At 70.4% G+C, this 26,320-nt stretch carries 22 protein-coding genes and 4 pseudogenes; 17 read left to right on the forward strand and 9 right to left on the reverse strand.

The window, feature by feature from the left end:
* Positions 1-92: 92 nt before the first annotated feature.
* Positions 93-614 (reverse strand): cupin domain-containing protein, encoded by a 522-nt coding sequence (locus tag OHB56_RS31365; protein ID WP_406356891.1) that lies wholly within the window; start codon positions 612-614, stop codon positions 93-95.
* A gap of 168 nt (positions 615-782) precedes the next feature.
* Here OHB56_RS31365 and OHB56_RS31370 point away from each other — a divergent pair, with 168 nt between their 5' ends.
* Positions 783-1,499: a TetR/AcrR family transcriptional regulator gene (locus OHB56_RS31370; protein ID WP_406356893.1), complete on the forward strand. Its 717-nt coding sequence runs from the start codon at positions 783-785 to the stop codon at positions 1,497-1,499.
* A 287-nt stretch (positions 1,500-1,786) separates the two neighbouring features.
* Here OHB56_RS31370 and OHB56_RS31375 read toward each other — a convergent pair whose 3' ends face one another.
* A complete protein-coding gene (locus OHB56_RS31375; protein WP_406356894.1) occupies positions 1,787-3,136 on the reverse strand; it encodes a globin domain-containing protein in 1,350 nt (449 codons plus the stop codon).
* Between the two features lie 678 nt (positions 3,137-3,814).
* On the opposite strand from OHB56_RS31375, the gene OHB56_RS31380 reads away from it, so the two are divergent.
* The 9 genes from OHB56_RS31380 (at position 3,815) to OHB56_RS31420 (ending at position 11,578) form a co-directional block, all read left to right on the forward strand.
* Positions 3,815-4,480 carry an urease subunit gamma gene (locus OHB56_RS31380; RefSeq protein WP_406356895.1) on the forward strand — a complete coding sequence of 222 codons (666 nt, stop codon included), beginning with the start codon at positions 3,815-3,817 and terminating at the stop codon, positions 4,478-4,480.
* Positions 4,461-6,293: an urease subunit alpha gene (locus OHB56_RS31385; RefSeq protein WP_406356897.1), complete on the forward strand. Its 1,833-nt coding sequence runs from the start codon at positions 4,461-4,463 to the stop codon at positions 6,291-6,293. Before OHB56_RS31380 ends, OHB56_RS31385 begins: the two co-directional genes overlap by 20 nt.
* A 90-nt stretch (positions 6,294-6,383) precedes the next feature.
* Positions 6,384-7,058 carry an urease accessory protein UreF gene (locus OHB56_RS31390; protein WP_406356899.1) on the forward strand — a complete coding sequence of 225 codons (675 nt, stop codon included), beginning with the start codon at positions 6,384-6,386 and terminating at the stop codon, positions 7,056-7,058.
* A 23-nt stretch (positions 7,059-7,081) separates the two neighbouring features.
* Positions 7,082-7,777, forward strand: coding sequence for an urease accessory protein UreG (ureG, locus tag OHB56_RS31395; RefSeq protein WP_406356900.1), 696 nt, complete (start codon positions 7,082-7,084; stop codon positions 7,775-7,777).
* Positions 7,774-8,616, forward strand: coding sequence for an urease accessory protein UreD (locus tag OHB56_RS31400; protein ID WP_406356902.1), 843 nt, complete (start codon positions 7,774-7,776; stop codon positions 8,614-8,616). Before ureG ends, OHB56_RS31400 begins: the two co-directional genes overlap by 4 nt.
* A gap of 453 nt (positions 8,617-9,069) precedes the next feature.
* Positions 9,070-9,285: a hypothetical protein gene (locus tag OHB56_RS31405; protein WP_406356904.1), complete on the forward strand. Its 216-nt coding sequence runs from the start codon at positions 9,070-9,072 to the stop codon at positions 9,283-9,285.
* Between the two features lie 344 nt (positions 9,286-9,629).
* A complete protein-coding gene (locus OHB56_RS31410; RefSeq protein ID WP_326755263.1) occupies positions 9,630-10,322 on the forward strand; it encodes a HemK2/MTQ2 family protein methyltransferase in 693 nt (230 codons plus the stop codon).
* Positions 10,306-10,584 carry a CDGSH iron-sulfur domain-containing protein gene (locus tag OHB56_RS31415; protein WP_406356907.1) on the forward strand — a complete coding sequence of 93 codons (279 nt, stop codon included), beginning with the start codon at positions 10,306-10,308 and terminating at the stop codon, positions 10,582-10,584. Before OHB56_RS31410 ends, OHB56_RS31415 begins: the two co-directional genes overlap by 17 nt.
* Complete coding sequence (locus OHB56_RS31420) at positions 10,565-11,578, forward strand: iron-containing redox enzyme family protein (RefSeq protein ID WP_406356909.1); 1,014 nt, start codon at positions 10,565-10,567, stop codon at positions 11,576-11,578. Before OHB56_RS31415 ends, OHB56_RS31420 begins: the two co-directional genes overlap by 20 nt.
* A gap of 73 nt (positions 11,579-11,651) precedes the next feature.
* Here OHB56_RS31420 and OHB56_RS31425 read toward each other — a convergent pair.
* A pseudogene (locus tag OHB56_RS31425) lies at positions 11,652-12,192 on the reverse strand (Rieske 2Fe-2S domain-containing protein); the annotation flags it as partial.
* Between the two features lie 59 nt (positions 12,193-12,251).
* Positions 12,252-12,919: pseudogene (locus tag OHB56_RS31430) on the reverse strand (histidine phosphatase family protein).
* Positions 12,920-13,105: 186 nt separating this feature from the next.
* Here OHB56_RS31430 and OHB56_RS31435 point away from each other — a divergent pair.
* Positions 13,106-13,573: a sensor histidine kinase gene (locus OHB56_RS31435; RefSeq protein WP_406356910.1), complete on the forward strand. Its 468-nt coding sequence runs from the start codon at positions 13,106-13,108 to the stop codon at positions 13,571-13,573.
* 44 nt (positions 13,574-13,617) lie between these two features.
* Here the strand turns inward: OHB56_RS31435 and OHB56_RS31440 are convergent, their stop codons facing one another.
* Positions 13,618-14,751, reverse strand: coding sequence for a glutathione-independent formaldehyde dehydrogenase (locus OHB56_RS31440; RefSeq protein ID WP_406356912.1), 1,134 nt, complete (start codon positions 14,749-14,751; stop codon positions 13,618-13,620).
* Positions 14,752-14,915: 164 nt separating this feature from the next.
* On the opposite strand from OHB56_RS31440, the gene OHB56_RS31445 reads away from it, so the two are divergent.
* Positions 14,916-15,107: a hypothetical protein gene (locus OHB56_RS31445; protein WP_326755278.1), complete on the forward strand. Its 192-nt coding sequence runs from the start codon at positions 14,916-14,918 to the stop codon at positions 15,105-15,107.
* 22 nt (positions 15,108-15,129) lie between these two features.
* Here OHB56_RS31445 and glpK read toward each other — a convergent pair whose 3' ends face one another.
* Both glpK and OHB56_RS31455 read right to left on the reverse strand, forming a co-directional pair.
* Complete coding sequence (glpK, locus tag OHB56_RS31450) at positions 15,130-16,647, reverse strand: glycerol kinase GlpK (protein WP_406356915.1); 1,518 nt, start codon at positions 16,645-16,647, stop codon at positions 15,130-15,132.
* Positions 16,648-16,706: 59 nt separating this feature from the next.
* On the reverse strand, positions 16,707-17,594 hold the full coding sequence (locus OHB56_RS31455) for an MIP/aquaporin family protein (RefSeq protein WP_406356917.1): 888 nt from the start codon (positions 17,592-17,594) through the stop codon (positions 16,707-16,709).
* Positions 17,595-18,008: 414 nt separating this feature from the next.
* On the opposite strand from OHB56_RS31455, the gene OHB56_RS31460 reads away from it, so the two are divergent.
* The 5 genes and pseudogenes from OHB56_RS31460 to OHB56_RS31480 all read left to right on the forward strand — a co-directional run bounded on the left by OHB56_RS31460 (position 18,009) and on the right by OHB56_RS31480 (position 25,388).
* Entirely contained in the window at positions 18,009-19,007 is a 999-nt protein-coding gene (locus tag OHB56_RS31460; protein WP_406356918.1) for a GlxA family transcriptional regulator, read from the forward strand.
* A gap of 108 nt (positions 19,008-19,115) precedes the next feature.
* Entirely contained in the window at positions 19,116-19,754 is a 639-nt protein-coding gene (locus OHB56_RS31465; RefSeq protein WP_055593688.1) for an HD domain-containing protein, read from the forward strand.
* 460 nt (positions 19,755-20,214) lie between these two features.
* Entirely contained in the window at positions 20,215-21,582 is a 1,368-nt protein-coding gene (locus tag OHB56_RS31470) for an MATE family efflux transporter (protein ID WP_406356920.1), read from the forward strand.
* A 177-nt stretch (positions 21,583-21,759) separates the two neighbouring features.
* A pseudogene (locus OHB56_RS31475) lies at positions 21,760-22,044 on the forward strand (DUF3140 domain-containing protein); the annotation flags it as partial.
* A gap of 146 nt (positions 22,045-22,190) precedes the next feature.
* Positions 22,191-25,388, forward strand: coding sequence for a Tn3 family transposase (locus OHB56_RS31480; RefSeq protein WP_406356922.1), 3,198 nt, complete (start codon positions 22,191-22,193; stop codon positions 25,386-25,388).
* Positions 25,389-25,677: 289 nt separating this feature from the next.
* On the opposite strand, the gene OHB56_RS31485 is transcribed toward OHB56_RS31480, so the two are convergent.
* On the reverse strand, positions 25,678-25,836 hold the full coding sequence (locus OHB56_RS31485) for a hypothetical protein (RefSeq protein WP_406356924.1): 159 nt from the start codon (positions 25,834-25,836) through the stop codon (positions 25,678-25,680).
* Positions 25,837-25,891: 55 nt separating this feature from the next.
* Positions 25,892-26,272 (reverse strand): annotated as a pseudogene (locus tag OHB56_RS31490) (cytochrome ubiquinol oxidase subunit I); the annotation flags it as partial.
* Positions 26,273-26,320: the final 48 nt, after the last annotated feature.

The following is a 26,320-nucleotide window of genomic DNA, read 5'->3' on the forward strand; positions in this document are numbered from 1 at the left end:
AGGAGAGGAGAGCGTCGGCCTGCAGCGCGCCGACGCTCTCCCCGTCGAACTCCACGCGAACGCTCACCCCGGCCGGGTCTCCGGACAGGTGCTCAGTCCCAGTCGTTGTCCCCGGGCAGGAGCACCATGTTGTGCGCGCCGAGGATGTCCACCATTTCGTTGAACTTTTCGTCGGGCCAGGGTTCCGGGGCGCGGTCCGTCTCGCCGTGGGCCAGGAAGAACGACTCGGGTCCGGCGGGTGTGTAGAAGACCAGCAGCCGGGCCGGTTCCCGGCTCGGATTCCTGAAACCGTGACGTGTGCCCTTGGGGATGTAGACGAAGTCCTCGGGACCGGCGGTGAACCTCTCGGCCCCGTTGAGGAACTCGAACTCGCCGGACAGGACGTAGAAGGCTTCGTCCTCCTTCGAATGGACGTGCGGGACGTTGCCGTGGCCGGGTTCGACGGTTCCGTCCATGAACGCGAGGGCGCCGTCCGTCTCCTCTCCCGTGACCTTGACCGAGAACGTCTCGTGCCCCGTGAGCCGGACGACGCCCTCGTTCCTGCGGACGACGAAGCCGTTGGCGGACGTCCAGACCGGGTCGTCCTCGGCGGGGAGCGGTAAGCGGAGAACCATGTCGTGGTCCCTTCTCGCGTCTCGCGGCGTCGCCCGAGCGGCATGCCGCAGCTTATGTTGAATGTAAGTCATTGACTGCCAATCAATCAATGGTCCCGGCGCAGGAGGGCGCGCCGGCCTCGCATACGCTGCGGGACGACAGGTCGTCATCGCCGGGAAGGAGTTGAGGTGGCCCCGCCCGAAGCAGGTAAGCCGCCGACCCGGCGGCAGCTGGCTGCCCAGGAGACACGCCAGAAGCTGTTGCGGGCGGCGTTGGAGAACTTCTCCCGGCGCCCCTACGGGGAAGTCACCGTCGGGGACATCGCCCGGACGGCAGGTGTCGCGCACGGACTGCTGTCCCATCACTTCAAGGGCAAGGAGAGCCTCTACGCCGAGGCCGTGCGAGAGGTCGACCAACAACTGCGGACCGCAACGGAGTTCGCCTCCGAAGGGCCCGTCGTCGACCGGCTGCGGCAGCATTTCACCGCGCATCTGGTTTTTCTGGCCGAGCACGAGGACATCGCGCTGAATCTCGTCCTGCGCCGCGCACAGGCCGCCGACGTGGCGTCGGCGGCCTTCGAGGCGACACGGGAGGAAGGGGTCCGGGCCATCTGCGCGTTGCTCGGCCTCGACGCCGACGACCCCGCGCTCCTCCTGCCCGTACGGGGGTTCGGTGCCGCCTGCGACGAGATGTCCCTCCTCTGGCTGAGGAACGGCCGTCCCGTGGAGATCGGCGCACTGGCCGATGCCTGGATCACCTTGCTGGCGGGCTCCCTCCGGGCCGCGTACGGTTTCGCCCCGAGCCCCGCGCTGCGCGAGGCGCTCCACACCCTCGGGTGGGGAGATGTCCGGGCAACGGCGGATCCGATGGCCGAGGAGACGCCGGAGGGCCAGGACTGCCGGTGAGCCCGGGTCGGTTCGGCCCGCAGGGGGCTCTCAGGGGCCCTGCCGCATGCGGAGACCGACGGGCAGCCGGCCGCGAGGATCGCCCCCGGAACCTGAGGCGAGGGCCCGCGACCGACCGGACCGGCGAGAGCGCTGGTCGCGGCAGCTCACCGAGCGGGCGCCGAAGTCGGCCCCCGGAGGGCGGGAGCACCGACCACGTCGGCAGCGAAAAGCGCCATCCTGCCGGGATCGGCCCGCGGCGCATGGCCATGAGGGTGTGTATGCCGGTCCGCGCCCAGGCGGCCGGTTCAGGCGGGAACCTGCTGACCCGGGGGCATGAAGTCCCCGGTCGTCCCGTGCCCCTCCGTGAACCGTGGCAGGACGGGCGGGCCGGGCGGCAACGTGTCGTGGACGATGCGAGCGGCGGGATGCCCGGCGTGGACGAGTCCGGCCGCCACCGTACGGACCATGTCCGGCGGCCCGGCGACCAGGGTGCGGCCCTCCGCGAGGGGGGTGCTCCGGGCCACCGCGAGGACCAGCCGGTCGTACATGCCCTCGCCCGGAGCCCTGCCCGCCGTCGGAACCACGGTCAGCCAGGAGTGGCGTTGCTCGAGGCCGGTCAGGTACTCGGTGTCGTGGAGGTCGGACAGCGAGTCGGCACCCAGGAAGAGCCGTACCCGGCGTACCCGGTGTGCGGGTGACCGCCGCACGTGACCGTCCAGCTCCTGCAGCAGCGCCTTCATCGCGGCCCAGCCGGTGTCCCAGGCGACCAACCGCACGGTGTCCAGGGGCTCCGTGCCGAGCGTCAGGTCGCCCTTCGGCGGCCCGAGCCGTACCTCGTCCCCGGGCGCGGTGCGGCGTACCAGCGTCTCGCTGACCCCGCCGGGTCCGGTACACCGGACGTGCACCTCGACCTCCCCGTCCGGGCCGGGTCCGTCGGCCAGGTAGTACGGGCGCCAGGTGTGCGGCAGCCGGGCGGACTCCAGCGCGGCGTGCTGGCCGGCCCGGTACCGGAAGGTTTCGTGCGGCAGGAGACGGAGCACCGCCAGGTCCGGCCCGTATCGCCGATGGCCCGTCACCGTGGCCTGCCAGCACGGTGGTTCGTGCAACGCGGACTCCGCGCCCCGGACCATGGCGGTGACGCCGAGCTGCAGCATCCGCGTCCACGCCCGTTCGAGCTCCGGGCTCCAGTGCTCGCCCGCGCGGAGCCGCAGCGCTTCGCGCAGCGCGTCCTTGAACGCGGCGTACTGCGCCGGGCGTACACCGAGTTTGCGATGGTCGCGGCCGAGCCGGGTGAAGGTCTCGGTGATCTCCTCGGGGCGGTCCAGGTGCTCGATCAGATACCAGAATGCCCGTGCCAGATGCTCCTGCTGGAACGCCATCGAGGCGGGGAAGAGCGACCGCAGTGAGGGATGCCGGGTGAACAGCGCCCGGTACAGGTCGGTGATCAGCTCGTCGAGCGGAGCCACCAGGTCCAGGTCGCGCATGATGATCTGCCGGTCGGCGGCCGCGTCGTGCGCCTCTTCGGCCGAGGGCCGGCCGGTGCGGCCACCGCGGCCGGTGCGCGGGTCGCCCCCGGGGGAGAGCAACTGCTGACGCAGCCGCATCGCCTCGTGCCGGGCGAGGAGTGTGTGGTACGTCCTGTCCTCCGTGCTCATGGTCAGCGGGCCCTTCCCGTCTCGCGCCCGACGACGGCGCCCTGTACGGAGCCGGGCCCGGACCCGGCCCGGGCGGCGACCGGGCCGGAAGCCCACCGGCCCGGTCGGTCCGGGGCCTTCGCCGGAAGCGGGCAGAAGAGTCGGGGCATGGCTGGGCTCCTTGAGGAACGGGTCGGGGCGCGGGAGCGGTTCGGCGGTGAACAGACACCGAACCGACGGGTCCTGACGGGGAGAAACCGCAGGTCAGTATGACATCGGGGGTATATGCCCCAAGGGCCCTGGGGAACAGGGCCGTTGGTCCCTGGGCAACGGGGAGCGCGTGTGCGACGCCTGACCTGTACGCCTGCGAGCGGAACGCCCCCGCCCAATAGGCCGGGCGCGCTTGCGGTGCGGCCGGCCTATTGAGCGGGGGCGGCCCATGGACGGCTGCGCCCGCGGCAACGGTCGTGTACTGCCCGAGAGGGCTGGAAGGGGCGGTCGGCGTTCCCGCGGCTGCGCCCCATATGCCACCCGTGCCTCCGTTTCATTCGATCAGGGCCTTTGAGGTCGATTTCTCCTTATCGGAGTCCTTTCCTCCCCGAGGATCGGCCTGCGGCGGACGCGGGAGGGGCGTCGCGCCGTGTGGCTCCGACGAGCCGCACGGCCCAGGTGAAGCGACGAACAGGAGAGGGGGACGGCATGCACCTGACTCCGCACGAGCAGGAGCGCCTGCTGGTCCACGTGGCGGCGGATGTCGCCCGGCGGCGCCGCGAGCGAGGACTGCCGCTGAACTATCCCGAGGTCATGGCGCTGCTGACGGCGCACGTCTACGAAGAGGCGCGGGCCGGGGCGACGGTCGACTCCGTGATGGAGTCCGGGCGTCACGTGCTGCGGCGCGGCGACGTCATGGACGGCGTGCCGGAGATGATCACCCACGTCCAGGTCGAGGCGACGTTCCCGGACGGAACGAAGCTGGTCACCCTTCACGACCCGTTCGACGCGGCAGCCACCGAGGTCGACGTCCACCCGGGCAAAACGGAACCGCTGCCGGACGAGGACGAGTACCGGGTGGCCTTCAACGAGGGCTCCACGCCCGTCCCGCTGCACGTGTCCAATCCTTCGGACCGTCCGATCCAGGTGGGCTCCCACTTCCACTTCGCCGAGGTGAACGAAGAGCTCGACTTTCCCCGCGACGCCGCCCACGGCATGCGGCTGCACATCGCGTCCGGCACGTCCGAGCGGTTCGAACCCGGTGACGAGCGGACCGTGTCGCTGGTGCCCCTCGCCGGCGACCGGATCGTCGGCGGACTCCAGGCCGGCAAGAGCGAAGAGGAGAAGCACCTCGATGCCCGACGAGACCGGTAACCCTTCGGCCCCACTGCTGCGGTCCCGCTATGCCGACCTCTACGGCCCCACGGCCGGTGACCGGGTCCGGCTCGCCGATACCAACCTCGTCCTCAGGATCGAGGAGGACTGGTGCGGCGGCCCGGGACGCAGCGGTGACGAGATGGTCTTCGGCGGAGGCAAAGTGATCCGCGAGTCCATGGGCCAGTCGCACATCCCCCGCGATGATCCGCGCAAGCCGGTGGACACGGTGATCACCGGCGCCCTGATCCTGGACCACTGGGGTGTGGTGAAGGCCGACATCGGACTGCGCGACGGCCGGATCCAGGCGATCGGCAAGGCGTACAACCCCGAGACCATGTCGCCGCGCCCCAACGACGACCCGCGCGCGTCCGACTTCGTCGTGGGGCCCGAGACGGAGGTGATCTCCGGAAAGGGGCGCATCCTGACCGCCGGTGGCGTCGACACGCACGTGCACTTCCTGTGCCCCAACCAGATCCACGAGGCGCTCGCCTCGGGCGTGACGACCCTGATCGGGGGCGGCACCGGCCCCGCCGAGGGCAGTACGGCCACGACCGTCACGCCCGGCAAGTGGCACATCCAGCGGATGTTCGAGGCACTCGACGCCTACCCGGTGAACATCGGCCTGCTCGCCAAGGGCAGCACGGTCTCCGAGAAGGCGCTGCTCGACCAGGTCGCCGCCGGCGCCCTCGGCTTCAAGATCCACGAGGACTGGGGCGCGACCCCCGCGGTGATCGACGCGGCCCTGACGGTGTGCGAGGAGACCGGGGTCCAGGTCGCCCTGCACGCCGACTCCCTGAACGAGTCCGGCTTCGTGCAGCACACCTTCGCCGCCACCAAGAAGGACCGCCGCACCAAGGACGCCAAGTACCGCAGCCTGCACATCTTCCACGTTGAAGGCGCCGGTGGCGGCCACGCGCCCGACATGATCAGCCTCGTGAGCAAGCCGAACGTGCTGCCCGCCTCGACGAACCCCACCCGGCCCCTGACGGTCAACACCGTCAAGGAACACGTCGACATGATGATCGTGTGCCACCACCTCAACCCCGAGGTCGAGGCCGACATGAAGTTCGCCGACTCGCGGATCCGGCCCTCCACGATGGCCGCCGAGGACCTGCTGCACGACATGGGCGCCATCTCGATGATGTCCTCCGACGCCCAGGCCATGGGCCGCATCGGAGAAATGGTCATGCGGACCTGGCAGACCGCGCACGTCATGAAGTCCCGCTACGGCCACCTGCGGGAGGACGACGCCGGCGCGGACAACTTCAGGGCCCGGCGCTACGTCGCCAAGTACACCATCAACCCGGCCCTCACCCACGGCATCGGCCACGAGGTCGGCTCCGTCGAGCCGGGCAAACTCGCCGACCTGGTCCTCTGGGAACCCAAGTTCTTCGGCGTGAAACCCCACATGGTCATCAAGGGCGGCCAGATCGCCTACGCGCAGATCGGCGACGCCAACGCCTCCATCCCCACCCCGCAGCCCTATCTGCCGCGCCCGGTCTGGGGCTCCCGGGGCCGGTCCCCCGGGGCGAACTCCTTCAACTTCGTCGCGGAGGCGGCCCTCGACGGCGAACTCTCCCGGACCGGACTGCTCAAGCCCCTGCGCGCGATCCGTTCCACCCGGGAGGTCACCAAGGCCGACATGGTGCACAACGACGGCCTGCCGGACATCGTCGTCGACCCCGACACCTTCGAGGTCACCATCGGCGGCGCCACCACCTCCGACGTCCGCACCACGGTGGACGGACACGAGGTCGGACGGAACTACGCGACGGAACTGCCCATGGCCCAGCGCTACTTCCTGTTCTGACCGTTCCGACTGTTCCGACACCCGCGATCCGGGCCGGCCGCACCGACGGGGGCCGGCCCCGCGCCTCGCGAAAGGAGGGCCCGTCACCCCATGAGCCGCACCGCCCTGCTCATCCTGGCCGACGGCCGCTTCCCCGCCGGAGGGCACGCCCACTCCGGCGGGATGGAGGCCGCGGTCGCCTCCGGAAGCGTGCACGACACCGCGAGCCTGGAGACGTTCTGCCGCGGGCGGCTGCACACCGCCGGACTGACCGCGGCCGGCCTCGCCGCCGCGGCCGCCACCGGATACGACGCCCTGGCCCTGGACGACGCCGCCGACACCCGCACCCCCGCACCAACGCTGCGTCGCGTCGCGCGCCGCCTGGGCCGGCAGATGATGCGCGCGGCCCGCGCCACCTGGCCCTGCGCCGGCCTCGACCACCTCGCCCGCCACCGGCCGCAGGGGGCCCACCAGCCGGTCGTCCTCGGCGTCGCGGCCCGCGCCGCCGGACTCACCGCGCTCGACGCCGCCCACGCCGCCGTGTACGAGAGTGTCGGCGGTCCGGCGACCGCGGCGGTGCGCCTGCTGAGCCTCGACCCCTTCGAGGCCACCGCGGTGCTGGCCCGGCTCGCCGACGACCTCGACGCCGTCGCCGGCGCCGCGTCCGACGCGGCGGGGCGCGTCGCCGCCGAGGGCGTCACCGTCCTGCCCGCCGCGTCCGCCCCCCTGCTGGACATCACCGGCGAGCAGCATGCCGCCTGGACCGTTCGCCTCTTCGCTTCCTGACCCCCCGCAGACCTGGAGCCCCCGTGCATCTGGACCACCCCGTGACCATGCCGCAGCGCCACACCTACAGCGCCGATCCCCGGCGCCCGGACGGCAGCCGCCGCGCCCTGCGGATCGGCTTCGGCGGACCGGTCGGCTCGGGCAAGACCGCGACCGTCGCCGCCCTGTGCCGCACGCTGCGGGACCGGCTGTCGATCGCCGTGGTCACCAACGACATCTACACCCAGGAGGACGCGGCGTTCCTGCGCCGCGAGGCGGTGCTGCCACCGGAGCGGATCACCGCCGTGGAGACGGGAGCCTGCCCGCACACCGCGATCCGCGACGACATCTCCGCCAACCTCGAAGCGGTCGAGCAGCTCGAACAGACCCTGGAACCGCTCGACCTGATCCTCATCGAGTCCGGAGGGGACAACCTCACCGCGACCTTCTCCCGCGGACTCGTCGACCACCAGGTCTTCGTCATCGACGTGGCCGGCGGCGACGACATCCCGCGCAAGGGAGGCCCGGGCATCACCACCGCCGATCTCCTCGTGGTCAACAAGACCGACCTGGCCCCGTACGTCGGAGCCGACCTGGACGCCATGGCGGCCGACTCCCGCAGGCAGCGCAAGGACCTGCCGTTCGCCTTCACCAGCCTGACGACGGCCGACGGGGTCCGCCCGGTCGCCGACTGGGTCACCGAGCGCCTCGCCGCCTGGCACGCCGGAGCCGCCCGGTGAGGGCCGCCGCACCGCTGCCGGCCGCCTGCCCCGCCGCTCCCCATACCGTCGACCCCGCTCCCGCCCACCCCGCAGGTGTCCACGCCACCGCCCGCCTGCGGGCCACCCACAACGGCCGCGCCACCACGGTCCCTCTCCTGCACAGCGACGGGCCCTTCCACCTGCGCCGGCTCCGGCCCCGTGGGGAGTGGGCACGGGTCTGCGTGCTGGGCGCGATGAGCGCACCCCTCGGCGGGGACAGACTCGCGCTCGACGTCACCGCCGAGGCGCGCACCCGGCTGGAGGTGACCACGGCCGCCGCCACCATCGCCCTGCGCGGCCCCACCGCCGACCCCGCCACCTACGACGTACGGCTCACCGTCGGCGAGGAAGCCTCCCTGCGCTGGCTGCCCCAGCCGCTGATCAGCACCCGGGGCAGCACCGTGCATCAGACGTACCGGGTGGAACTCGCCGGCAGCTCCCGGCTGCTCCTGCGGGAAGAGCAGCTCCTCGGACGCACCGCCGAGCCGCCGGGCCACCTGTCCACGCGGCTGACCGTGCGGCGCGACGGCCGGCCGATCCTCGACCAGCACACCGTCTACGGCGCCCCGACGCCTGCCTGGGACGGGCCCGCCGTCCTGGGCGGCCACCGCGCGACCGGCCAGCTCCTCCTCGTCGACCCCGGGCTGGACGTGCCCCCGGCGGCCGTCCTCCTCGGCGACCCGGTGGAGGGACACTGCGTTCTGGCACCGCTCGCCGACGGCTCGGCACTGCTCGCCACCGCTGTCGCACCGACCCCCGCCCGGCTGCGCCGCCTGCTCGACACGGCTCTCGCCCGGGTGCCCGGCGTGGAGACATAGCCGGGGCACGGCTCGGCGCATGGCTGTGAGGGGTGCGGTGGTCCGGGGGGAGCCGCTTCGCGCCTTCGGGAAAGTGCCGTCGGAAAGGGGAAGAGCTCCTGACAGGAGGGCGGGAGGTCACCTCGACGCCCACTTCGGCCGGGCGGACGTACGCGTGCCGGGCTGCCCCGGCCGTCGGCCCGCCACCGTCGCATGCACGGGTGAGCAGTGGTCCGGGAGACGCCCGTTCCTGCGGCGACGTGAGCCGCCGGACGGCCGGATACGACACGTTCGACCAGGAGAAGCCTCCCGAAGAAGGTCGACCGGGCGTTGCGGCGAGACACGAAGACCTCCGTGCGGTGAGTTCCCGGACAGCTCCCGCCGCACCGGGGGCTCCGCCGTGTTCAGGATCCGGCCGACGTCGCCGACACTCGTGATCATCACACCTGAGGCACGGCGGCCGCGGCCACCGGCGTGGACCCCCGGCTGCTGCTGATGGTCACCGAGGCGTACCGCCACGGCAAGGTCCTCGGGGCCTGGGGCGGAGGGACCGGTGTTCTGGAGGCGGCCGGCCTGTCCGCGGCCTTTGTGGGCGTGGTGGTCGGCGAGCGCGCGGCCGCGGTGCTGCGGGACGTGACGGGTCTCCTCTCGGGCCACCGCGCCTGGGACCGTTTCACCCCCGCCGTCTGACGAGTACGCCCGGCCGGGGAGCGAGCGGGTGAGCCCGGCCGGGAACACGGAGACGGAGGGAGGAGCGGCAGGAGAGTTCCGGAGTTCCGGGGACACTCGTGCCGCCCCGACCGCGCGCCGGTCGGCAGGTCCCCACCCCGCGTCCCTCGTGCCGCTTGCGTCCCCTGTGCGGCGTTGTCCACCAGTACCTCAGCATGCGACAGCTTTCACAGGGCAGGAGACCGATCGGGGACCACTGCTCGAGTGGCAGCGTGCCGTGGGCACACCGAACCTGAATGAGGTGGGCACGCGCCTGGTGAGACGGACGAAGACCGGTCCCTGTTCGTATCCCATGGAGGCTTCAGATGGCGACTGCTGCCGTACGGCTACGGCCCGCCGATTTCGGGAACCTGTGGACCCTGCCCGGGGTCTACGCCCCCCAGGCCGACACCTACCTGCTCGCACAGGCGCTCCACACCGAAGGCGTCACGGCGGACACGGACGTCCTCGACGTCTGCACCGGAAGCGGCGCGCTCGCTCTGTTCGCCGCGCGGACGGGGGCCCGGGTGACGGCGACCGACATCTCATGGCGGGCGGTGCTGACGGCCCGGATGAACGCCGTCCGTGCCGGGCACCGCGTCCGGGTCCGGCGCGGCGACCTCACCGGGCCGGTGGCCCGGCAGCGCTTCGACGTGGTGGTGAGCAACCCGCCGTACGTGCCCACGCCCCACGCGCACCGCCCCCGCAGCCACAGACCGGCGGTCGCCTGGGACGCGGGCCGCCGCGGACGGCAGGCCGTCGACCGGATCTGTGCGCACGCCCGGGACGTGCTGCGACCGCACGGCGTCCTGCTCATGGTGCACTCCGGGCTCTGCGGCGTGGAGGAAACGCTGCGACAACTGACCGACAGCGGGCTGCGCTGCTCGGTGACGGACCGCTCCTACGTGCCCTTCGGTCCCGTGATCACCGAGCGGCTGCCGTGGCTGCGGGCCCAGGGCCTGATCGGCCCCGGCGAGGACAAAGAGGAACTGGTGGTCATCCGTGCCGAACGAAGCTGACCGGCCCAGGCGTGTGACCGTCGACGGCAACGGGCCGATGCTGATCGAAGGACCGGTGGAGATCGTTCAGGAGGACGGCACGATCGCCGCCTCCGACCGGTTCGTCGTCGCCGTCTGCACCTGCCGCCGCAGCCGCATCCTCCCGTGGTGCGACACCAGCCACCGCCGCCGCAGGAAACCCCCCGGCGCCGCGCCCCGCGAGGAGGGCGACCAGCCGCACAGCCACGACCCGAAGGACACCGATGACGGCGACCAGCACTGACCGCAGCCCTGCCGCCGCCTCCGTGCCCGCGCCCAGGGGACCGCTCTCGGCCGGACTATTCGCCGCCCTCGCCTCACCGGGCCAAGCCCCTCCCGAGGCGGGCGAGGCCGCGGCCGCCGATCCGTACGGGGAGGACCTGCACCTGGCCCTCCACGTGCTCTACGAGTTGCATTACCGCGGTTTCGCCGACGTCGCGGAGGACCGTGAGTGGGACCCCGCGCTCATGCCCCTGCGCCGGGCCCTCGAAGAGCGCTTCCTCGGCGCCCTGCGCGCCGACGTGCCGGCCGGCCGCACCACGGACGAGGCGTTCGGCGAGCTGCTGGTGGAGTCCACCGACCACGGCGACAGCGTCGCCCACCACCTCGAGCACCACGGGGAGCTGTGGCAGATCCGGGAGTACGCCGCGCTGCGCTCGCTCTATCACCTCAAGGAGGCGGACCCCCACGCGTGGGTCATCCCCCGGCTGCGCGGACGGGCCAAGGCCGGCATGGTCGCCATCGAGTACGACGAGTTCGGTGCGGGCCGGGCCGAGAACATCCACGCCCAGCTCTTCGCCGACCTGATGGCGGACCTGGGACTGGACACGCGCTACGGCCACTACCTGGAGGCGGCTCCCGCCCCCGCCCTCGCCGTCGTGAACGTGATGACGCTGTTCGGCCTGCACCGCGCGCTGCGCGGAGCACTGGTCGGCCACTTCGCCTGTGTCGAGGTCACCTCGTCGCCGGGCTCCCGCCGGCTCGCCGCGGCGATGCGGCGCACCGGCGCCGGCCCCGCGGCCGAGCGTTTCTACGCGGAGCACGTGGAAGCGGACGCCGTGCACGAACAGGTCGTACGCCGGGAAGTGATCGGGGGCCTGCTCGCCGACGAGCCGCACCTGGAGCCGGACGTGGCCTTCGGAGCGGATGCCACCGTCCACCTGGAGAACCGGCTGGCGTCCCATCTCCTGAAGGCATGGCGGAACGGACGGTCGGCGCTGCGTCAGCGTCGGGGATGACAGCCGGCAGCGTGTGAGGGACAGCGGCCGGGGAGTGGTGGAGCGCCCCGGCCGCCCGGCCGTCGGCGGGCGCTCAGGTCGTCCGCGGGGGCAACGGTCGCACCGCCGGGCCGTGGAGCACCTCGCCGTCGACGCCGAACCGTGAACCGTGGCAGGGGCACTCCCACGCGGTCTCCGCCTCGTTGAAGGCGACCAGGCACCCGAGATGCGTGCACCGCGCCGACACGGCGTGCACGGCTCCGCCCTCGTCGCGGTAGACGGCGCAGCGCCGCCCCTCGACGCGCACGACCGCGCCCGATCCGGGGGCGATCTCGGCGATGGAGTCCACGTGGCCGCTCTTCAGCCGGTCGCCCACGAAGTGCCGGGCGACCTCCGCCTGATGCTTCAGCAGCGACGCGCCCTCCCGGACGGTGCTGCGCAGCCGACGAGGGTCGTAGAGTCCCGCCCACTCGGGTTCCGCGCCGGTGATCAGCGATGCCGGCAGTTGTCCGGCCATGGCGCCACCGCTCATGCCCCAGCCGCCGAACCCAGCCGCCGAACCCGGTCGCCACGTACACATGGTGCGCGCCGGGAGGGAAGGGGCCCACCAGCGGCACAGTGTCGCTGGCGTCGTTGCTGTTCCGGACCTGTGTGGGGTACGGACCTGCGGCGGAGTACGGACGGACGAGACCGGTCAGGCCTCGACGCCTTCCACGGCTTCCCCCGCCGGACCGCTCGCGCCGGGGACGCCGGCCGCGGGACCGACGGACCGGCCTGCCCAGGTATGGACCCGCCAGCCTTCGTCGGGGGCGCCGGAGAGGATGACGACACCGGTGTTCCGGAGCGCGTGCCGGGCCGCGAAGTCGACGTCGATGTTCTCGGCCCGCGCCGCCGCCCACATACGGATGGCGGCGCCGTGGCTGACCATGGCCACGGTCCGCGCCCCCGTGCCCGCGGCCTCCTCGACCACCGCGTCGAAGCGCCGCAGCGCCTCCACGCCGTTCTCCCCGCCCGGCATGCGCAGCCCGGTGTCTCCCGCCGACCAGGCGAAGGCGGTGGTCAGGTACGTCTCGACGGCCTGGTCGTCGCCCCGCATCTCCAGGTCGCCGGCCGACAGCTCCCGGATGCCGTCCCGCACCCGGACCTCCAGCCCCGTCCGGGCCGCCAGCGGCTCGGCGGTGAGCTGGGTGCGCAGCAGCGTGGACGCGTAGAGCGCGCCGATCTTCTCCTCCGCGAGTGCGGTGGGGAGGGCGTCCGCCTGCTCTTGGCCCAGGGGGTCAGCGCCGGCCCCGGTGCGGCCGTGTCCAGCAGGTGCTTGAGGTTGGACGGGGTCTGACCGTGGCGGATGAGCAGCAAGCGCATGGGGACGGGCCTGTCTCCAGGGAAGTGGGCAGCGGGTCTCCCACTGTGCCACCTGGAGACCTTGCCCGGGTCGGCGGGGCCGCGTGGGACTCTCCGTCGCCTGTGCGCGCACGCCGTGAGGAGTGAGGTCTTCACGAGTGCGCCCGGCCGGGAGTCGCGGCTACAGCCAGCCGTGGTGTTCCGCTGGTGCTCGCGGAGATCGTGGAGTTGGCGCGGCGGACGCAGGAGGACGTGCGGCGCACCAGCAGTCCCGGGGCGACGTTCTCACTCGCCGACGAGTTCGGGTACGTCCAGCGGCTCCTCACCGCCTCCGGGACAGCGGTGCGCACCTCGCTGCCCCCGCATTTCCGGTGGGAGGGCGCGGTGGCGGACTGTCTGCGGTCGGTGCTGCACGAGGCGGTGGGCAATGTGCTGGAGCACAGCCGGGCCGGGTTCTGCGAGATCGAACTCCGTACCGGCGTCGACCACATACGGCTGACCGTGCGCAACGACGGTGTCGCCGCCGGATCGGTGCCACCCCGCCCTCCGGCGACCGGAGGGCGGGGGACGGGCCTGGCTGGGCTCAAGGGTCAGGTCGTCACACTGGGCGGAACCCTGTGTGCCGGGCCGGAGGAGCGGGAGTTCTCGGTGGCGGCGGTGCTGCCACTGGGCTGACGCCGACCTGCGGCCGGGGGCGCGATTCCCGAAGGCTCGTGGCGCTACGGGTGCAGCACCACCTTTGTGTAGCCCTCGATCCGCTTGTCGAACTTGTCGTAGGCCGACGCCGCCTGGTCCAGGGGAAGTTCGTGGGAGACGACGAAGCTGGGCTTCGCCCTGCCCTCGATGATCATGTCGCGCAGGTACCGGTTGTAGCGCTTCACGTTGCACTGTCCCGTACCCATCCGCAGGCCCTTCTCGAAGAGCTTGCCGATCGCGACGAGGAGCATGCCGTGCTTGGCCTGCTCGTCCGGGCCTCCCGGGTCGGACGGGACGTAGAGGCCGGGCACGCCGAGCGCTCCGGTGGCCCGGACCGTAGCGACGAGCGAGTTCAGGACAGTCGCCGGTTCCTCGTGGTCCGCGCCGTGCGCCGTCGCCTGGTAGCCGACGGCGTCGACACCCTTGTCCGTGCCGACGCCCTCGGTCTGCTCCTTGATCTGCTCGGCCGGGTCGCCCTCGGCGAAGTTGATCGGAACCGCGCCGATCTCCTCGGCCTTCTGCAGCCGCTCGGGGACCCGGTCCACGGAGAAGACCTTCTTCGCGCCGCGCAGCAGAGCCGAGTAGGCGGCCATGAGCCCGACCGGCCCTGCGCCGTACACCGCAACGCTCTCGCCGGGACGCACCTGGGCGAGCTCACAGCCGTGGTAGCCGGTGGGGAAGATGTCGGCGAGCAGGATGAAGTCGGTCTCGTGCTCCTGTCCCGGCGGCAGCTTCAGGCAGTTGAAGTCGGCGTAGGGAACGCGCAGGTACTCGGCCTGGCCGCCCTTCCAGGGCCCCATGGCGACGTAGCCGTACGCGCCGCCCGGGAAACCGGGGTTGACGGTCAGGCAGTAGCCGGTGAATCCATCGACGCAGTTGGTGCAGAAGCCGCAGGCGACGTTGAAGGGCATGACCACGCGGTCGCCCTCCTTGAGCGAGGTGACGCCCTGGCCGACTTCCTCGATGATTCCCATGTTCTCGTGGCCGAAGACGATGCCGGGCTCGGCGGCGGTGCGGCCCTCGTACATGTGCAGGTCGGAGCCGCATATCGCGGTGGAGCTGACCCGTACGATCACATCGTTCGGATGCTGGATGCTGGGCTTGTCGACCTCTTCGACCGCGACGCTGAACGGTTCTTTGTATACGACGGCCTTCATGGATGCGACCTCCTGCTCGATGGCACACGTATCCGGTCGCCACGCCCCGGCCCGCTCTCCGCGTGACTCATCTCTCATGATTCTCCGGTCTGCCGGATCGGGCAAACCGGTACTCTCTGGGCATATAAGTTTTCGGCGTCGCACCAGGAAGGGAGTGACGGACCATGGCAGCCCAGAGGCTGGGAACCCTGCTCGTCCCCGTGCCAGGATTGTCAGGCATCACCTACCCGCCAGGAACAACCGTCACGGTCCGCGGGGGCGGTGCGACGGTCGACGCCTTTGTCAACGGCGACTGGCTTCCTCTGTCGTGGTGGGAATTCTCCGACGGCCTCCGCGAGGACATCGCCGACCGCTGACCGTCGCGTCGGCAGCCGGTCGTCAGGTGACCTTGACCCAGTCCAGGGTGCGTTCCACGGCCCGCTTCCAGTCCTGGTAGCCGCTCTGGCGCTGCTCCTTGCTCCATGCCGGGCTCCAGCGCTTCGATTCCTGCCAGTGCGAGCGCAGTTCGTCGGTGTCGCGCCAGAAGCCGGTGGCGAGGCCGGCAGCGTAGGCGGCGCCCAGCGCGGTGGTCTCGGCGACCACCGGACGGCTGACCGGCACACCCAGCACGTCGGCCTGGATCTGCATGCACAGGTCGTTAGCGGTCACGCCGCCGTCGACCTTGAGCACGTCCAGGTGGACGCCCGAGTCCTGTTCCATGGCATCGACCACGTCACGGCTCTGGTAGCAGATGGCTTCCAGGGTGGCCCGTGCGATGTGGGCACCGGTGTTGTAGCGGGCCAGGCCGACCATGGCGCCGCGGGCGTCGGAGCGCCAGTACGGGGCGAACAGGCCGGAGAAGGCCGGTACGAAGTACATCCCGCCGTTGTCGTCCACCGAACGCGCCAGCTCCTCGCTCTCCGGGGCGCTCTTGATGATCTTCAGCTGGTCGCGCAGCCACTGCACGGCCGCGCCGGTGACGGCGATGGATCCCTCCAGCGCGTAGACCGCGGGGCTGCCGGCGAACTGGTACGCCACCGTCGTCAGCAGCCCGTGCTGCGAACGCACCAGCTCCGTGCCGGTGTTGAGCACCAGGAAGTTGCCGGTGCCGTAGGTGTTCTTGGCTTCGCCGGGGGAGAAGCAGACCTGGCCGACGGTCGCCGCCTGCTGGTCGCCGAGCACGCCGGTGATCGGCACGGGGGCGCCCAGCGGCCGGGAGGTCCGGGCCTGGCCGTACGCCTCGGGATGGGACGAGGGGTTGATGGTCGGCAGCATCGCGCGCGGGATGCCGAAAATGCCCAGCAGTTCGTCGTCCCAGTCCAGGGTCTCCAGGTTCATCAGCATGGTGCGGCTGGCGTTGGTCACGTCGGTGGCGTGCACACCGCCGTTGGGCCCGCCGGTGAGGTTCCACAGCACCCAGGCGTCCGTGTTGCCGAACAGGGCGTGGCCCGCCTCGGCGGCCTCGCGCAGTCCGTCCACGTTCTCCAGCAGCCACTTGATCTTGCCGCCGGAGAAGTAGGTGGCCGGCGGCAGGCCGGCCTTGTGGCGGATGACCTCGCCGTGGCCGTCGCGTTCGAGGGCGGCGGCGATGCTGTCGGTGCGCGTGTCCTGCCAGACGATGGCGTTGTAGTGCGGGCGGCCGTTGCGCGGGTCCCAGACCACGGTCGTCTCGCGCTGGTTGGTGATGCCGATGGCCTTCAGGTCGGTGGCCGACAGGTTTCCGGCCCGGAGGGCGTTCTGGATCACCGTGTTGGTGCGCTCCCAGATCTCCACCGGGTCGTGCTCGACCCACCCCGACCGCGGCAGGATCTGGCGGTGCTCGAGCTGGTGCTTCGCCACCTCGTTCCCGGCGTGGTCGAAGATCATGAAACGTGAACTGGTGGTGCCCTGGTCCACCGCGCCGACGAATTCGGGCATCGTGGCCACCTCTTCTCGTGGTCGTGCGGTACGACGGACGGCGCCCGCCCGCTGCTGTCCTAGGCCTCCTCGGTGGCCGGGCCTTCCTCGGACGCCCCCATCCGGGCCTTGATCACCGGACTGATGAGCAGGTCGTACGCGGCGGTCCCCAGGAGTCCGCCGATGAGGGGGCCGGCAATGGGGATCCACCAGTAGCCGCTGAACCATTCGAATGACCCGGGTAGGGCAATGGAGCCCCAGCCTTCGAAGAAGGTGAAAAGTCGTGGGCCGAAGTCGCGTGCGGGATTGATCGCGTATCCGGCGTTGGTGCCGAATGTCAGACCGATCGCGACGACCACCAGACCGATGAGGAACGGGTGGAGATTCGACATCGGAGCGGTATTGCGGGTGTCGATGAGCGCGCAGATCAGCAGCAGCAGAATCCCGGTGCCCACGATTTGGTCGAGCAAGGGGCCCCACCAGGAATCTCCGAAGTATTCGGCGGGGAAGGTGGCGAAGATCGAGTAGGTCGCCAGTGATTCGTCCCGCGGGACCCCCGCCTTGACATTGGCCGCGTCGATCGCCCACCGGTAGCACGCGTAGACGAGCGCGGCGGCGACGAAGGCGCCCGCGACCTGCGCCAGCCAGTAGGGCAGGACCTTCCGCCAGGGGAAGCCCCTCCACGCGGCGAAGCTCAGAGTCACCGCGGGATTGAGGTGGGCGCCACTGATACCGCCGGCCACATACACGCCGAACACCACGGCGAGACCCCAGCCCCACGAAATGATGAGCCAGTTGGCGGGACCGAAGTCCACTGTTTGCCGCCCTGATCCGGGCAGGCCGACGACGGCAACGGCTACCGACCCGATACCAAATAGAAGCAGGACGAACGTCCCCAGGAACTCTGCGATCATCTCACCGGCGAGGCCTTTTCGGTAACCACGTCGATGGGCTGTGCGTTCAGCCATCGGTTCTCCTCGGCTGGAATGGCGCAGGCTTTCTCTCCCCATTACCGGAAACCTATGACAGTCGGGGGGATTCTGCCTGTGCGGCGCCGAATTTCCCTCCCATGGAGCAATGGCGCCTTTCCGTTCCCGGCCCGAGGCGTTCCGGCCCGGGTGGCGAGCGGAACCGGGGGGAGGCGTTCAGTCGGGTGGCGCCGCCCCCCACGGGGTACCGGCTCAGCCGACGATCGGTGAGGCGGCGACGCATCCGGCCATGGAGACCGCGCCCGCGCCGGACTCCCCGGCCGGCGTCCTGTCCCTTCCGCGGCCCTCCTGCTGCCAGAGTTGAGCGCGGTCGGCCGCCGGGTCGCGCGTCGGCCTGGTCCGAGGAACCGGTGGAAGGCGGAGGAACGACTGGTGGCGGCGAAAGAGCATCGCGTGGGCGTTCTGGTGTTCGACGACATGAAGATGCTCGACCTGTCCGGGCCGGCGGAAGTCTTCAGCGAGGCCAACCGGTACGGGGCGAACTACCGGCTGAGCGTGGTCTCGGTCGACGGGAACCCGGTGCGCACGTCCATCGGCCTGCGGGTGCCGGTGGACTCGGACACGGCGTCGGCACCCGCCTTCGACACCCTGCTGGTCGCAGGTGGTGACCTGCTGCCGGTCCGCCCCGTCGAGCCGGACCTCCGCGCGGCCGCCCTCCGGCTCGCGGGCGGCGCCGGACGGGTCGCCTCGATCTGCACCGGCGCGTTCATCCTGGCCGGGGCGGGACTGCTGGACGGCAGACGCGCGACCACGCACTGGCAGCACACCGCGTTGCTGGCCCGCAGCTATCCGTCGACGCGGGTGGAACCGGACGCCCTCTACGTGAAGGACGGTTCGATCTACACCTCGGCCGGTGTCACCGCGGGGATCGACCTGGCGCTGGCTCTGCTGGAGGAGGACCACGGCCCCGGCCTGGCCCGCGACGTCGCCCGCTCACTGGTGGTCTTCATGCAGCGGCCGGGCGGACAGTCGCAGTTCTCCGCCTCGCTCCAGGGCCCCGCGCCCCGGACCCCGGTCCTGCGGCTGGTCCAGGAGCTCGTGCAGGCCGACCCGGCCGCCGACCACACCCCGGAGACGCTCGCGGAACGGGCCCGGGTCAGCCCCCGGCACCTGACCCGCATGTTCCGCACCGAACTGAGGACCACGCCGATGAAATACGTGGAACTGATCCGCTTCGACATGGCCAAGGCCCTCCTCGACTCCGGACACGGCGCCACCGAAGCCGCCTCACTGTCGGGTTTCCCCAGCTACGAGAGCCTGCGGCGCGCCTTCGCCCGCCACCTCGGCGTGTCACCGACCCGCTACCGGGACCGCTTCACCACCACCAGCCCCGCACCTCGCCGCCGCCGCGCCGTCCCGCCCGCCGATCCGGACGGCCGCGAGGGCGCGTGACCGTTTCCGAGGTGTTGTCGGCCGTCCGGTAGCGGACACGGCGGGCGGTTCCGGCGGAGAGTGGAAGGGCAGCAGACCACCGACGTCACCGTTTCCCAGGAGGCCACCGTGACCGAGAAGATCGCCGGCATCGAGATCCCCGACAGCAAGCTCGCCCAGGACGCCACCGAACTGATCCGCGACACCACCCCGCCGCTGATCTTCCACCACTCCCGGCGGGTCTACCTCTTCGGCAGCCTCCAGGCGCGGGCCCTGGGCATCCGGCCCGACCCGGAGCTGCTGTACGTGGCGGCACTCTTCCACGACACGGGTCTGGTGCCGCCGTACCGCAGCGACGACCAGCGGTTCGAGATGGACGGCGCGGACCAGGCACGTGCCTTCCTGCTCAGCCATGACATCCCGGCCGGCGACGCGGACACGGTGTGGACGGCCGTCGCCCTGCACACCACGCCGGAGGTGCCGTACAAGATGGCTCCCGAGATCGCGGCCACCACCGCGGGCGTCGAGACCGACGTCCTCGGGCTGCGTCTGGCGAACATCAGCCGGACCGAGATCGACGAGGTCACCGCCGCGCATCCCCGCCCCGACTTCAAGCAGCAGATCCTGCAGGCGTTCACGGACGGCTTCAAGCACCGCCCCGACACCACCTTCGGCACGGTCAACGCGGACGTGCTGGAACACTTCGTCCCCGGCTTCCGCCGCACCGACTTCGTCGAGGTCATCCAGAACTCCGCCTGGCCGGAGTGACCGCACCTCTCGGAGCCGCCCGCCGAGCCGGCCGGACGCCTCACCCCGTCACCGGTCGCCCCGCTGCCCGCGGGGCGACCGGGACCGCGTCGTGAGCGGAGCGGCAGCCGGGGCGGTCGGGCCCTCTTCCGGGTGGGCGTCCGCGGCAGTGCTCCGCCGGAATGCGCTCAGCCGTGAACGGCGGGACAGTGAAGAACGTCGCCCGTCGTGGGGGCGAAGTCGAGGGAGCGCACGATCAGGGCAAAGGGCAAAAGGCTCCGCAAGGGTGACCGGGTCTCCTGGAGCAGTCACGGGCAGAGCGTTCCCGGGAAAGTGAAAAATGGGCACTCATCACCGTCATGACCAGGCAACTGACTCGCAAGAAGCCCGCCCCCGGCTGGACGAAGAAGCCGAAGCCCGCCCGCTGAGCCGGCAGGACCGAATCCGCCACTTCCGCTGACCTGTCGGCTCTCGCGGTGTGATGATCGAACCCGTGATCAGCAAGGGGACTGGACCGGCCGGAAGCAGTACGTGGATCGGGATAGCAGCGGCAGCACTCCCGCTGTACCTGACGATGATCGCCGCATCGGCCGGCGCTCTGGTCGACACCGCGCTGCTCGGCAACCACTCCACCGCTACGCTTGCGGCCTTCGCCGTCGCCATGGCCGTGTTCGGCCCCGCTACCGCCACGGTGGCGGGCGCGCTGCGCGGCGTGATGCCATTTGTCACGCCGCGCAAGGGGGATCCTGACCATCTCCTGTCCGTGGTGCGCAGCGGGATGTGGCTCGCGATCACCGTGGGTGCCATCGCCGCGGCGGCGGTCGCGTCAGTTCCTCTGATCGGCCAAGCGGCCGGAATTCCCCGCATTGTTCTCGACCAGCTGGGGATCTTCCCCTTCCTGCTGGCCGGCAGCGTGCTCGCCATCGCGGTCAGCTCGTCAGCCACGTCCGTCCTGGTGGCACTGGGCCACTCAAAGCTGGTGATGCGGGCCGGACTGCTCGGCACCGCCGCATCCGCCACGCTCTCCGTCCTCCTCGTGGGTGGTCCCGGCCCGCTGCCGGGTTACGGCCTGACCGGGGCAGGCGTCGCCATGCTTGCCTCCAGCGTGATCAGCGCCTGCGTCAACCAGCTGGCCCTCCGCCGCTCTACCGTGCTGATCGGTCGCTCTTTGTATCCGGGCCGGCCTGATGTGAAGGAGGTCTGGGCATTGGGCGCCGTGGGGATTCCGCTGGCCGGCACGGTACTCGTCAAGTTCGCCGTCCTGGGCGTGTTGACCTTCGCGGCGGCCAGGATCGGGACCAACAGCGCCGCGGTGCACAGCGTCGGCATCTCCCTGGTCAACCTCATCTTCACAGCTGCGGTGGCGATCGGTCAGGCCACCATCCCTCTGATCTCCGACTATGCGGAGAAGCACGACCGCGTGAGTATCCGCCGCAGCGTTCGGGCGGGAACGTGGCTGGCACTGGCCGTTGTGGGGTTCATCGCGGCAACGGTGATCGTCCTCAGTGCGTGGGTCGTTCCACTGTTCACCCAGGATGCCGATGTGCGGCCACAGATCATGGACCTTCTACCGCTGGTGCTGGCCGTGGTCGTCACCGACGCGCTGCAGGCAGTCGTCGGCTTCGGCCTCATCGGCCTCAAGCGCACCGTGCCGAGTTTCGTGTCGACCTTCATCTGCTACGGAGTCCTGGCCGCTGTCGCCGCTCCGGTCGCCACAGCCGGGGGGCTTGCCGCCCTGTGGACGGCTCTCGCCCTTGCCAACCTCCTCCAGGCAGTGAGCAAGGCCTACTCCTTTTACCGACACAGCGCATTCACCGAGACCCGCGAACACGCACCAGCCGCCACGTGAGAGAGCCACCGGCCGGTGCTGCGCTTCGTCCTCGACAGCAGTCGACGACCCCGCGGCGACGAACGCGCGGCACCTTCTGACTGAAGTACGAGGCAGCTCAGGCCATCTGGGTGCGCTCAAGCCGGGCCACCGCCTGCCAATGAGTTCTAACGCGGTGCCAAGTTCAAAAAACGCCTACTCAGGAAATGGCTTGCCACGGACGACTCGAAAAGCGTGGGCCAGTCGGACGGCGGGGGCGAGAGCGTGGGGCACGCGTCCGGGCGCCGCATCGTGGAGCCGCTGGAAAAGAAGAAGGCCGACCTCGCCGAAGACGACATCGCGCACATGCGCAAGGTCGTCGGCTACGCGCACCGACACCTCGGGCAGCGGCCCGACGGCGATGTCACGGAATCCCGTTGGCGGTACTCGGGGTCCGGCCAAGGTGAGCCCAAAAGCCGCCACGGGATGATCTTGAAGGTTTGAGCCGTTGGTTGCGCTCTATCACTGAGGGCCCACACCTGTCCCGGATTCCACGGTTCTGATCTTCGGCCCCCCGCGTCCCGCGATGATCCCGCGCGGGGGCGCGTGTGGCGCCTCCGTTCTGGTGCTGGGCGTCGAGTGGGGTGGGGATGACCTCGATCGAACGGACCGCGTACCCGCGGTTCAAGCGGCTGATCACCGCGCGCGAGCTGCACGTGTATTTCACGCCGGCCGAGGAGGAGCGGGCCTGGGCCGAGGAGGTCACGGACTCGGACGACCACCAGCTCGCGCTGCTGCTGGCGCTGAAGTCGTATCAGCGGCTGGGCTGCTTCCCGAAGCAGGACGACGTGCCAGAGCAGGTCGTGGAGTTCGTGCGGCGCGTGATGGAGCTGCCGGAGAGCACGCTGCCTGTGTACGCCTCCGGCCGTACGGCCGAGCGGCATAGGTCGTGGGTGCGGGAGCGGTGCGGTGTGCGCTACGACGGGCCGGCCGCGCGCGCACTGGCCGAGGAGACGATGCGGATCGAGGCGGCGTCGAAGAACAACCCGGCGGACCTGATCAACATCGCGCTGGAGAAGCTGGTCGAGGCCGGTCTGGAGATCCCCCGCTTCTCGACGCTGGACGCTATGGCCTCCACAGTTCGCGGCGAAGTGAACGAGGAGATCCTGGCCGGGATCCGGGAGCGGATGACCGGCGAGGAGCGACGCTGGCTGCTGAGGCTGCCGGACGTGATCGGGCTGGACCGCAAGACGCTGTTCAACGCGCTCAAGCAGAACGCCGGGCGGGCCACCTGGTCGAACTTCAAGAGGCTGAAGGACCACCTGGAATGGGTCGACGGTCTGGGCGACACCGGCAAGTGGCTGGAGGAAGTGGCGCCGGGGAAAGTCGCGAACTTCGCCGGCGAGGCGGAGGCCCAGGATGCTGCGACGCTGAAGGACTACACCGAGGCCAAGCGGGTCGCGCTGATGGCGTGCCTGGCCGCGAAGGCGAGGATGCGCGCCCGCGACGACATCGCCACGATGTTCTGCAAGCGCATGGCAGCCAAGGCGAAGAAGGCCCGCGAGGAGCTGGAGGAGATCCGCCGCCAGCAGCAGGAGATCGTGGAGGCCCTGGTAGGCAACTACCGCACCCTTCTCCAGCAGGTCGATGCCGACGGTCCTGCGCAGAAGGCCCAGATCAAGGCCGCCACGATGACCAAGCAGGCCCTCGACGCGCTGGAGGGCCTGGACGAGGAGTCCACCGCGCAGGAGGTCACCGAGCGCCTGGAGGGCCGGGTTTCGCCCGCGTTCCTGCTGCTGGCCGAGGGGCTGATGGTCCAGTCGAACGGCCTGGCCTCGCTGGCCGCCGCGGTGGACAAGTTCGGCGGGTTCGACGCCCAGTACGCCCAGATCGAGAAGGTCTCCGCCCACCACGGCGACAACTGGGAGGTGCTGCTGCACGGTCACCTGAAGGCCGACCGGCCAGTGATGTACGACCTGAGCGACGTCATCGAGCTGAAGGCCACCAGCGAGGACTCCAGTGTCCTGGACGCCGTCGCGCACGCCAAGGCCCACCGCACACCGGCCCGCGACTACATCCCCGACTGGGACGAGAACGGCCGGCCGGTGGACATCTCCTTCGCCACGCAGAACTGGCGCAAGGTCATCCGTGACCGGCGCCGCCCCGGGTACTTCGTGCGCCGCCACTTCGAGGCCATGGTGTTCTACTACCTCGCCGAGGAGCTGCGGACCGGCGACGTCGCGGTGATCGGCTCCGAGGAATACGCCGACTGGTCCGAGCAGCTGCTGTCGTGGAATCAGGTCGAGGAGAAGTTGCCGGAGTACCTGGTGGAGGTCGGCCTGCGCGAGGCGGGCTACACCACCCCGTTCGACGGGCGCGCGCTGGTCGCCCAGCTGCGGAGGCGGCTGAGTGAGGCGGCGGCGAAGGCGGACGGCGAGTACCCGGAGAACGACGAGCTGTTCATCGAACCCGACTCCGGGGCGCCCAAGCTCAAGGCGCGTCGGGCGGAGAAGCCCCGCAAGAGCGCCCAGGTACTGGAGCAGGCGATCAAGGAGCGGATGCCGGAGCGGTCCCTGCTGGGCATCGTGGCCCGCACGGCGTACTGGATCGAGTGGTGGCGCCGGTTCGGGCCGGCCTCCGGCAACGATCCCAAGCTGAAGGACCCCTTCGGTCGGTACGTCATCACGACGTTCGTGAAGGGCACGAACATGACGTTCGCCGAGGCCGCCCGGCACATCGCCAGCGTCACCACGCACGAACTGTCCATCGCCGCCCGCCGCCACACGACCCTGGCGAAGCTGAACGAGGCGGTCACCGATGTGGTGAACGCGCACGCCAAGCTCGACATGTCCCGCGCCTGGGGCAACGGCACCACCGCGGCCGCCGACGGCACCCACATGGACACCTACCTTGACAACCTGCTCGCCGAGACCAGCGTCAGGTACGGGGCGGTGGGCGGCATCGCGTACCACCATATCTCGGACCTCTACATCGCGTTGTTCACGCACTTCGTGCCGTGCGGCGTCTGGGAGGCCGTCTACATCATCGAGGGGCTGCTGAAGAACACCTCCGAGATCAAGCCCACCACGATCCACGCCGACACGCAGGGCCAGAGCTACCCGGTGTTCTCCCTGGCGTACCTGCTCGGTATCGACTTGATGCCCAGGATCCGCAACTGGAAGGACCTGCTGTTCTTCCGCCCCTCCCGTATGGCCCACTACGAGCACATCGATGTCCTGTTCGGAGAGCCGGGCCGCAACGTCATCGACTGGGGCCTAATCGAAACGCACTTCAAGGACCTGATGCGCGTGACGGTCTCGGTCCGCGAGGGCGCCATCTCCTCCACTCTGCTGCTGAAGCGGCTTCGCTCCGGCTCGCACCGCAACGCCACCTACACCGCGTTCCGCGAGGTGGGACGCGTGATCCGCACCATCCAGCTGCTGCGCTACCTCTCGGACGCGCCGCTGCGGGCCCGCGTGACGGCCGCGACCAACAAGGTCGAGGCGTTCAACGGCTTCTCCGACTGGGTCCGCTTCGGCCAGCGCGGCACGGTGGCAGTCAACGACCCGGTCGAGCAGGAAAAGGACGTGAAGTTCACCTCGCTCCTGGCCAACCTGGTGATCTTCCACAACACCCTGGACATCGCTGACGTGGTCCGGCAGCTCCAGGCCGAGGGCCAAGTCGTCGACCCGCTCGACCTGGCCCAAATCTCCCCGTACCTGACCGAGCACATCATGCGGTTCGGGGAGTACTCCACCCACGAGCTCGGCGTCACTCCGGACGACTACGACGCCCACCTGGACGTCGACTTCAGCGTGCTGGGTGAGGAAGAAGCGGTGGCCGCGTGACGACCAAGCCCACGGGGAACAAGCCCGGCCGGCCGTACGCCGGGGCGCTGGCCGTGACGTACCCGGAGATCACGACGACCTGGCACCCGGAGCGCAATGGCAGTCTGACGCCGGATGAGGTGGCGCCGATCGGTCCGATGTCGTTTTCGAGCGGAACGGGAGGACGCCATCAGGTATGCGGTCCTCGGGCTGGTCGGGACACGTGCACTCGGTTCGCTGTCGGGTACGTTGGAAAGCAAGGAGCCCCCTCCGCGTGAGATGTGGAGGGGGCTCCTGTGTTGCTGGTGAATCAGATGGCAGCCGGGGCCTTCTTGTACCAGTCCGTGATCACCTTGGTCAGGTGCACGACGTTCTGCTGACGCATGATCGGGGCGGAGGCATTCGGCTCGAAGTCCTCGTTCGCGGCCGTGGTACGCCAGACGCTGTCCTCGGTGACCGGGGCGGTCATGTGCCGGTCGAGCCGCTTGAAGAATTCCTGGATGTCACCGTCCTCGGCTCCGTCCTAGCGCGGCGACGGGCAGCGACAGTCCCAGCAGGAAGTGGGTCCGGGAAGGAAGCCTTCGCCAGCCGTACAGATAGATGGCGATGAGCACGGCCTCCAGGAAGAAGGCCCCCGCCTCGACACCGAACCCGATGCCGAAGACATCGCCCCACCGACCCATCATGCCCGGCCACAGCAGCCCGAACTCGAAGGACAGCACGGTCCCGGTGACGACCCCGATCGCGAACTGGACCGCCATCACCGCCGACCACCGGCGCGCCAGGAGCAGGGAGGTCGCATCGCCGCGGCGCAGACCGTAGCCGTGCATGACGAGCGTGATCAGCGGCAGTGCGACGCCCAGGGGCACCAGAATGATGTGGGAGGCGAGAGTGAAGGCCATCATCGATCTGGCCGGAAGGGTCTGCTGCGGGGCGTCCGCCCGCAGCAGGAC

This window comes from Streptomyces sp. NBC_01635, from assembly GCF_045209715.1.
In the GTDB taxonomy this organism is placed as follows: Bacteria; Actinomycetota; Actinomycetes; order Streptomycetales; family Streptomycetaceae; genus Streptomyces; species Streptomyces hirsutus.

Bases quoted from the DNA above. Each gene is read 5' to 3' on its own strand.
- OHB56_RS31410 (WP_326755263.1), top strand. From the start codon at position 9,630: ATGGCGACTGCTGCCGTACGGCTACGGCCCGCCGATTTCGGGAACCTG.
- OHB56_RS31470 (WP_406356920.1), top strand. From the start codon at position 20,215: ATGATCGAACCCGTGATCAGCAAGGGGACTGGACCGGCCGGAAGCAGT.
- OHB56_RS31485 (WP_406356924.1), bottom strand. From the start codon at position 25,836: ATGACCGCCCCGGTCACCGAGGACAGCGTCTGGCGTACCACGGCCGCG.
- OHB56_RS31480 (WP_406356922.1), top strand. From the start codon at position 22,191: ATGACCTCGATCGAACGGACCGCGTACCCGCGGTTCAAGCGGCTGATC.
- OHB56_RS31390 (WP_406356899.1), top strand. From the start codon at position 6,384: ATGAGCCGCACCGCCCTGCTCATCCTGGCCGACGGCCGCTTCCCCGCC.
- OHB56_RS31420 (WP_406356909.1), top strand. From the start codon at position 10,565: ATGACGGCGACCAGCACTGACCGCAGCCCTGCCGCCGCCTCCGTGCCC.
- OHB56_RS31375 (WP_406356894.1), bottom strand. From the start codon at position 3,136: ATGAGCACGGAGGACAGGACGTACCACACACTCCTCGCCCGGCACGAG.
- OHB56_RS31365 (WP_406356891.1), bottom strand. From the start codon at position 614: ATGGTTCTCCGCTTACCGCTCCCCGCCGAGGACGACCCGGTCTGGACG.
- OHB56_RS31445 (WP_326755278.1), top strand. From the start codon at position 14,916: ATGGCAGCCCAGAGGCTGGGAACCCTGCTCGTCCCCGTGCCAGGATTG.
- OHB56_RS31380 (WP_406356895.1), top strand. From the start codon at position 3,815: ATGCACCTGACTCCGCACGAGCAGGAGCGCCTGCTGGTCCACGTGGCG.
- OHB56_RS31440 (WP_406356912.1), bottom strand. From the start codon at position 14,751: ATGAAGGCCGTCGTATACAAAGAACCGTTCAGCGTCGCGGTCGAAGAG.
- OHB56_RS31385 (WP_406356897.1), top strand. From the start codon at position 4,461: ATGCCCGACGAGACCGGTAACCCTTCGGCCCCACTGCTGCGGTCCCGC.
- glpK (WP_406356915.1), bottom strand. From the start codon at position 16,647: ATGCCCGAATTCGTCGGCGCGGTGGACCAGGGCACCACCAGTTCACGT.
- OHB56_RS31455 (WP_406356917.1), bottom strand. From the start codon at position 17,594: ATGGCTGAACGCACAGCCCATCGACGTGGTTACCGAAAAGGCCTCGCC.